Source organism: Desulfuromonas sp. TF (assembly GCF_000472285.1).
Lineage (GTDB): Bacteria > Desulfobacterota > Desulfuromonadia > Desulfuromonadales > ATBO01 > ATBO01.
Window position 1 is genome coordinate 278,618 of sequence record NZ_KI421412.1, and the last position, 7,932, is coordinate 286,549.

Consider the following 7,932-nt stretch of genomic DNA (forward strand, 5'->3'; position numbering starts at 1 on the left):
ATCGATATGAAGAGCAAAACCATTGCCGTCCTCCGAAGCAACCCCAAAGACGCCGCCCTTGCCCGGCTTGTCAAGAGCCTGAGCAAGTGGGGGGAGGTCAGCTGCTTCCTGTGGGACCGACAGGGGGACTTCCAGCCGGCGGTGACCAGCGACAACATCAGCTACATCCGGTGCGGAATCCGGGCCGGCTTCTACGACCTCGTCACCCTCTTCAAGCTGTTCCGGTTCCAGCTCTGGCTCTTTTTCAAGCTGATGAGGACCCGCTGCGACGTCATCCACGCCATCGACCTCGACACCGGTCTGCCCGGCTGGCTGGTGGCGCGGCTGAAGGGGAAGCCGTTCGTCTACCAGTGCCTGGACCCCTATTACGCGGCGCTGCCGGAGCAGTGGCCCCGGGTCCTCGCCGACTGGGCCCGCCGGCTGGAAAACCGGCTGATCTCCCGGGCCGACCTGTTCATCATTACCGACCTGCTGAGGATGCCGCAGCACGAGGGAGCGACCCCTCGCAAGATGCTCGAAGTGGCCAACGTCCCCTTCCTGCCGCAGATCGCCGATCCTTCTCCGCCGTCGGAGGAGTTCACGATCGGCTACCTCGGCTCCCTCATCGAGGGGAGGGGACTGCTGACCGTCATCGAGGCCTGCGGCGAGCTGAAGGATCAGGGCGTCCGTCTGGTCATCGGGAGCTTCGGCCCGCTGGAGAAGGAAGTGGAGAAGCATGCCGCCCGCTGGCCGAACATCACCTTCAGAAAGTGGGTCCCGTCCTACGAAATGATGCTGGAGGAGGAGTCGCACTTCGACCTGTTCTTTCACATCACCGACCCGACGAACGTCTCGCAGAAATGGGTGAGCCCCAACAAGCTGTTCGAGGCGATGGCCTACGGCAAGCCGATCATCGTCGGCAAGGACACGCTGGCGGCCCAGCGGGTCGAGGCCTTCGACAACGGTGTGGCGGTCACCTACGGATCCAAGAAGGAGCTTCAGGAAACGATCCTGCGCTTCAAGGACGACCCTGAACTCGCCCGGGCTATGGGGCAGCGGGGGCAGGTGGAGTTCCAGCGCAACTGGCGGCCGGAATTCATGGAGAAGCGTCTGCTGGACGCCTATGACCAGGTCCTGGAGGAGACGAGCCGGCCGAGGGTCAAGATAGCGCATGTGGTCGGAACGTTTCCCCCGTACAAGGGAGGGACGGGAAACGCCGCGGCCCAATTCGCCAGGATGCACTCCAGCCGCCACGACGTGACGGTCATGACCCCCCGGCGCAGGGAGATCGGCGTGCCGGGAGCGGTCCTCCCCTACCGGGTGGCCTGGCTGAAAAGCCCGCTGAAGTTCGGCAACGCGGCCTGGCTGCCGCAGCTGCTCTGGAAGCTGCGCTCCTACGACATCATCCAGCTCCATTATCCCTTTTACGGCGCCCATCTGATGGTGTTCTTCGCCTGCATCCTCTGGCCCGGGAAGCTGGCCCTCCAGTATCACATGGACAGCCTTTCGACCGGCCTGAGGAAATACGTCTTCGAATTCAACCGGCGGATGGTTTTCCCGCTCCTTGCCAAGCGCGCCGACGTGATCATCAGCGCTTCCCTGGATTATCTGGCCAATTCCCAGCTGGCGCCTTTTCTCCAGGAGACTCCGGAGAGGTTCCGTGAAATCCCTTTCTGGGTCGACAGCGACCGTTTCCGCCCAGTGGAGAAGGAACCAACCGGGGAAGTGGTCGTGCTTTTCGTTTCGGCGCTGGACAAGGCCCACTACTTCAAGGGGCTTGAAAACCTTCTGCGCGCCATGAAAACCGTCATCGGCGGATGCTCCAGGCCGATCAAGCTGCGCATCGTCGGCGGCGGGGACCTCCTCGCGCATTACAAGACGCTGGCGGCGGATCTGAAAATCACCGACCATGTCCAGTTCCTCGGCAAGGTCGACGATCCGGCCCTGGTCCGGGCCTATCAGGAGGGGAGTTTCCTGGTCCTTCCTTCGATCAACCAGGGGGAAGCCTTCGGCCTGGTGCTGCTCGAGGCGATGTCGTCGGGGAAGCCGGTGATTGCCAGCAACCTGCCGGGGGTGAGAAGCGTTTTCACGGACGGACGGGAGGGATTGTTCGTCAAGGCCGGCGATATAGACGACCTCGCGAAAAAAATACTGACGCTCGCCGAAGACGAGGAATTGTGCGAGCGGATGGGACGGCATGGACGGGAGCTGGTGCTGAAAAAGTACCAGGCCGAGCTGGCGGAGCAGCAGCTTGAGACCATCTGCCGGCAGCTGGTCCCCGAGAAGTAACGAAACCAGGAAACAGGATCGAAGATGCCTCTGTCGCGAATGCTTAAAACCCTGATCCTTCGTTTCTCGCTGTCGCCCCTGAAGACGATGGCCGAGATCGGCCGGCGCCTTCTCCCCGCCGGAGCCCCTCCGCAGGTGTCCCATCTCTCAGGGGCGCTCGGGGAAGCCCCCCTGATCCTGCAGATCGAGACGACCAATCTCTGCAACGCGCGCTGCGCCTTCTGCGCCTACCCGGGGATGAAAAGGGGAAAAGGGGTGATGGATCTTTCGCTGTTCGAGAAGATCGTCTCCGACTACCTGGAGATGGGCGGGGGAGCGGTCTCCCTGACTCCCATCATGGGAGACCCGCTTCTGGACCCCCACCTTCTGCGGCGGATCCGCCTCCTCAGGGGGCGCCCGGAGATCAACCAGATCGCCCTGACCACAAACGCCATCGCCCTGGGCAATTATTCGGACGAAGAGGTCGGGTTCCTCCTGGAGTCGCTGGCGGTCGTGCAGGTGAGCATCGGCGGGCTGGACGCGGAGACCTACAGGCAGATGTACGGAGTCGACCGGTTCCCTCAGGTCAGGGAGGCGATGGACCGGCTGCTGGACCTCAACGAGAAGGTCGCCAACCCGGCCGATATCGCATTCGGCTTCCGCACCAACGACTGGAAATTCGAACTGCGCCACAAGCGCCAGCTCGACGCCTTCCGCAGGCGGGGGGTCCATGTCACCCATCTCTGGACCTATGGGAACTACGGCGGGCTGGTGGAGAGCGACCGGGAACGGGGGGTGGAGGTGAACAGGGGGCCAGCGCGGAAGAGCAGGAAGTGTGCCTTGCCGTGCGTGCACCTGGCGGTCTGCTGGGACGGCGCCATCACCGCCTGCGGCTGCGCCGACGCCGAAGGGAGCCTGTCCCTGGGGCGGGCCGACCGGGACAGCCTCAAGGAGGTCTGGAGGGGCTCTAGGAGGGCGGGGATCCTCGAGGCCTTCGAGAAGGGCGCCCCCCCGAAGGTGTGCGCCGCCTGCTCAGCTTACCAGCAGGACCTCATCCTGGCCGGCCTCGGGCTGGAAAATGCCTCCCCGGACCGGCCGCTCCCCATCGAGTTCTACCGCAAGTTCTGGGGCGCCTGAGCATTCAAGGACGGCGAGATAAAGTCCGTATATACGCCAAAAACACCAAATCCTTTGAGCATATTAAAATAATCCATTTCATTGACGGTATGTACGTAAACGCGTGTACCCGCCCGGCTTATATGATAAGCCAAACCAGTCCGGGCCATTTTCCAAGGCATGGTCACAGCAAAAGGTGAATACTTCTTTGCAAAAGCTAAAACCTCGTATGGATCGACCTTCATTCGGTAAAGGGTGAGAATGATCCTTTCATAACCGAGGTCCCTGGCCTCTTCATACTCCCGATACGAATAGACCTGCGGTACGACATATTTATTGAACTCCTTGAAGTCAGCAGCTATAAGTCCCAGAGCTTTGAGGTTGTGATCTTTCACGTCTGTGACTATATATGCATCGCCTTTTCCCGCTGCCCATATCAACACCTCTTCCAAACCGAGCTGCGTAAGATTGTTTTTCATCGTCAATCCAATAAATTCTGCTTCTGTCGGGATGGCGATCCCTTCGGCAATGGAAAACTTGCTTTGCAGAACGCCTTGCCAGTCGTGGATCGCAACGAGCTTGCCGTCGGAAGTCCAGGAAAAATCGACTTCAAAAAATCTGAACCCTTTATCGTAATTCGTATTCAGGGCTTCCAGGCTGTTCGTGTAGGTTTCGTGGTTGATCCCTCCACCCGCATGCGCGATATAGCGGGACGACTCGAGTTCCGGGTCGGCCGCAAGGCAGAATGTCACACCCGAAAACGCCAAGCCATGCAGAAAAGCTGTAAGATAAAGAAATTTAAAGAAAAACTGCCTGGGCATCATAATCATATCGACCCCTCGCCTCTATCGATTTATCAGATTCTGTCTCAGACGGATCATTTCGTTGTCGAGATCGCTGGCCCCAAGTTCCTTGATTGTATCGAACGGTATGTGGAAATCACCGGTGATGACTCCCCCCGAAAAAGGAGCGCTTCCGGGCTTGCCGCAGAAATATACCCATTGATTGGGATTTGCCGTCGGATCGGAGAACCCCGGAAGGTTCTTGGCTCTGGAGATGACCAAGGCGAGTTTATCTTTCTCCTTGAGAAGCTCCTTGCTCAGAGTCGATTTTTGCAACCCTTCGTCGAATGCATAGGCATTTATATTCAATAGCTTTAGGGATGTCGGGTCAAAAAAATAGACGAGTGACGCCGGAACATCCGAGGCGCCCCATGAGCGAAGATCGAAGTTCCTCCCGCCCAGCGACAAAAAGAGGTTCTGGCTATCCAGGGAAATCCCGGCCCTCGTCAGGAACAGGTCGTTTTTCCACAGATCCTTGCCAATGGCCACAAGATTTGGCGCCTGACTTCTCCATTTGTCCTCGCCGAACCGGCTCGGCAAAAAACCATCACCTGTGGTGAGCGGTGCGCCGAAGCCCATCTGTCCCTGCACCTCGTAACCTAGAAAATCCAGCAGCGTTGGTGCGATGTCGTAATGGATGCCTGCGTTTTCAATGACCCCGGATTTGCCGTCCGGAGAATTGATGAAGAAGGTCAAACGTTTCTTCATCTGCGAGGGTTCGAGTACATCCTTGACTTTTTTGCTGATCGCCAGGTGGTCGCTGACAAGTGCGATAACGGTTTTGTCCGAATAGGGGGATCGCCTGATCTGTTCGACAAAACCGGCGATAAGTTGGTCCGAACAGTGGACGGAACTCAAATACTTGTTCTTTCCCGAAGCGTAGGGCTCTTCACAGGATTTCGACAGGAATCCATTGTGGTTGTCGAGCGTGAGCAAGGTCAGGAGGAAGGGGGAGTTCTCTTTACTCAGTTTGAAAAACTTTCGAATGGCATAATCGAACACCGTATCGTCGAAGATCCCCCATCCGTTCACATAGTTTTTATCCGCCAGGGTTTTCTCTAGAACGTAGCGATCGATGATTTCCGAATAGCCGTGCGAGCGCAGAAATACCTCCTTCCCGGCAAAATGGGAATCCGAGCCACCGATAAAGACCAGATGGTAACCGTCCTTTTTCAGAAGATCGCCGAGACAGGTGGTCCCGGGTAGAAATTCGTCGAAAAGACTCAGATCGTTCCCCTTGACATCAAAGGAGGAGGTGAGCGGGTAGCCGCACTGGGAGGCGACCATCCCGCCGATGGTCCATTCGGCACCGACTCCCTGGGCGACGTTTGTGAAGTCGAGGGACTGCTCGCGAAGTTTTTTCAGTTCAGGCAGCAGGCCGGGGAACAGCTTCTCGTCGAAAAAGCGCTGCTCCAGGCTTTCGGCGTAAATTAGGACGATGTTAGGACGGTTCGACCCCGTGCGGCGCGACGTGACGTCCCTTGAGTCCAGGTCAGGAAAAATCTCGGAAAGGCTGCTGTCGACTGCCGTTGGCGGGAGGTTTTCAATATAGGCGACAAAGCTCCGCGCGGGGGGTGAAATAAACAGCCCGACAAAAAGCAGACCCAGGGAAAGGAGAGATATCTTCCCTTTGCTGAGGTCGATCCTCGTCAGCAGCGATGAAAACAAGAACAGGGAGCCGAGCATGCAGACAATGACCAATATCAGAACAGGAAGATATTCCTTCAAGCCGGCATAAACCAGATCCGGCCTAAGATGATAGAAGAACGCCTCGTTGAATCCGGTGTTCTGCAGGTAATAGCTGAAAAGGAAGCAGGATTCAGCGAGGAAAAAGGCTGTTGCGACGATATTGTAAACGACGAGCCTTGTCACCCCCCTCGGGAGCATTGTGCAGCTGTACAGGAGACCCAGGCTGTAAAGCATCGTCGATAGAGGCCAAATTGTTGCTGCATCGGTCAAAATCGTCCCCGCAAGAGGGGGAAGTAGGACCAGAACAAGACCGGACAGGAATCTGATTCCGATCAGGTTCCTGATGTCATTCAAAAAAAACATATGAGCCTCCCGAAATTTCAAATCATTGTCAACTGGCGGTTAACAGCATAATAAAGAATTGGAGTTGAACCGGAACATATATATCTCAGATTCTTTTAAAATCTCCTATGAATTTTTCAAAGAGCAGGAGTAAATTCGTAAAAAATGTTTTACTGCTTTCCTACAACTTGACCTTTTCATGCAGAACCATCAGCGGCAGCTTCCAGTAATGGTTCAGGCTGGTCACGATGAAGCAGTCGCTGTTGCAGGAGCAGTCGCCGGCGGATATGGAGCGGTGCTGGGCCAGGGCCTGCTCGCTCTGCCAGATCTCCTGAAACGTACGCTCGCGCACGTTGCCGATCACCGGCAGGTAGGGGCAGACGCGCACGTCGCCGTTGGCGTGCACCGTACCGATCAAGCTGCCGGCCCGGCAGGGGACGACCTGACGGTCCTCGGCATTGGTCCTGACGATCACGTCCTGGCAGATGCGCAGGTAATGGTCCGTCAGCGGCGAGGTTTCGCGAACGGCGTAGATTCCCTCGATCGTCTCCTCGAGAATCTCCGGGGCGGGAACGACCAGTCCCGGGTCGCGGGGGTCGCCGGTGAGGACGTTGAAGTCGAGGTTGGCCTGGTATTCATCCTGGAGGAACCGGGCCAGGTCGGGCAGCTCCCGCCAGTTCTCGTTGTTGATGGTGGCGTTGAAACTCAGGTTGAGCCTGTCGTACTCCTGCTGCAGCTCCTTGAGCCGTCGGGCGGTGGCCAGGACGCGATCGTAGGAACCCGGCCGGCGGATCTCGTCGTGGGTCGGCTGGAAGCCGTCGAGGGAGAGCATGATATTCAGCGTGGTCTCCGGGCAGCGCTCGAGGATTTCGCGAGCTTTTTCGACGATCCGCCCGGTGGCGAAACCGTTGCTCGGGATGCCGATGTTCCGGACCTTGTTTTGCTGCACAAAGATCGCGCAGATCTCGACCAGGTCCTTGCGCAGAAACGGTTCTCCGCCCCCCAGTCCGAGATCCACGAACTCCCCCATGCCGCGGGAAAACTCCCCGATTTCTTCCAGGGTCAGGTCGTCTTTGGGATCGCCCCAGATGTCGTCGCCGCAGTGCTTGCACTCCATGTCGCAGCGGGTCGTGATGTGGAACATGAGCATGAGCGGCGTGGCGGGACGCTGGCCGGGAAAGCCGTATTTCATAAGTCGGGTGATGGCGTGGGTGAAACCCATGGATTATCCTCCGGATCGTTCGGATGGGCGCGGAAAAGGGGCGTCGCAGGTCGCCCGGTCCGCATCCGGTTCATTCAGGTTGTTCGGCAGCTCTTCTCCCGCCAGCGGCGAAAGCCGGTCAGGGCGATCCCTTCCTTCACGAGGGTCTCTGCAAACCCCCGCCCCCCGAGATAGCGGAATTCCCGCAGGCGGGTCCTGCCGATCCCTTCAGGGTCTTCCTCGCTGCCCATCCCCGGGTGGCACATCAGCACCGTCCCGGCAGGAGCGCGGCGCAGCCAGCCGGCCATCATGGCCGGATAGTCCGCCTGCGGCGAAAGGGAGTAGAGCCCGGCAAAATGTTCGGAGCAGACTACCCCTGCCCGCCGGGCGGCGCCGGCGAACCCGCACGAAAGCGCCTTCAGGACGAGGGCCTTGAGTGGGGCATCGTGTCCTAGCAGAGGCGGGTTCACCCGCCGCAGCCAGGGTCGGCGGGGC

The 7,932-nt window shown here is 58.5% G+C and carries 5 protein-coding genes and 1 pseudogene; 2 read left to right on the top strand and 4 right to left on the bottom strand.

What is annotated here, in order from left to right; genetic code table 11:
* The first annotated feature begins 6 nt into the window (after positions 1-6).
* The gene (locus DTF_RS0101300) at positions 7-2,268 is read left to right on the top strand and encodes a glycosyltransferase (protein WP_027713861.1); all 2,262 of its coding nucleotides are present in this window, start codon (positions 7-9) and stop codon (positions 2,266-2,268) included.
* 24 nt (positions 2,269-2,292) lie between these two features.
* Entirely contained in the window at positions 2,293-3,384 is a 1,092-nt protein-coding gene (locus DTF_RS0101305; RefSeq protein ID WP_081702727.1) for a radical SAM protein, read from the top strand.
* Here DTF_RS0101305 and DTF_RS21270 read toward each other — a convergent pair.
* The 4 genes and pseudogenes from DTF_RS21270 to DTF_RS26785 form a co-directional block, all read right to left on the bottom strand.
* Positions 3,360-4,193 carry a glycerophosphodiester phosphodiesterase family protein gene (locus tag DTF_RS21270; RefSeq protein ID WP_051360662.1) on the bottom strand — a complete coding sequence of 278 codons (834 nt, stop codon included), beginning with the start codon at positions 4,191-4,193 and terminating at the stop codon, positions 3,360-3,362. The genes DTF_RS0101305 and DTF_RS21270 overlap by 25 nt on opposite strands.
* Positions 4,194-4,208: 15 nt before the next feature.
* The gene (locus tag DTF_RS0101315) at positions 4,209-6,077 is read right to left on the bottom strand and encodes a sulfatase-like hydrolase/transferase (protein WP_162148573.1); all 1,869 of its coding nucleotides are present in this window, start codon (positions 6,075-6,077) and stop codon (positions 4,209-4,211) included.
* A gap of 340 nt (positions 6,078-6,417) precedes the next feature.
* Entirely contained in the window at positions 6,418-7,458 is a 1,041-nt protein-coding gene (locus DTF_RS25005) for a radical SAM protein (protein ID WP_027713864.1), read from the bottom strand.
* A gap of 74 nt (positions 7,459-7,532) precedes the next feature.
* Positions 7,533-7,932: pseudogene (locus tag DTF_RS26785) on the bottom strand (hypothetical protein); the annotation flags it as partial.

Coding starts and splice junctions, on each gene's coding strand:
- DTF_RS0101300 (WP_027713861.1), top strand. CDS start 7: ATGAAGAGCAAAACCATTGCCGTCCTCCGAAGCAACCCCAAAGACGCC.
- DTF_RS25005 (WP_027713864.1), bottom strand. CDS start 7,458: ATGGGTTTCACCCACGCCATCACCCGACTTATGAAATACGGCTTTCCC.
- DTF_RS21270 (WP_051360662.1), bottom strand. CDS start 4,193: ATGATTATGATGCCCAGGCAGTTTTTCTTTAAATTTCTTTATCTTACA.
- DTF_RS0101305 (WP_081702727.1), top strand. CDS start 2,293: ATGCCTCTGTCGCGAATGCTTAAAACCCTGATCCTTCGTTTCTCGCTG.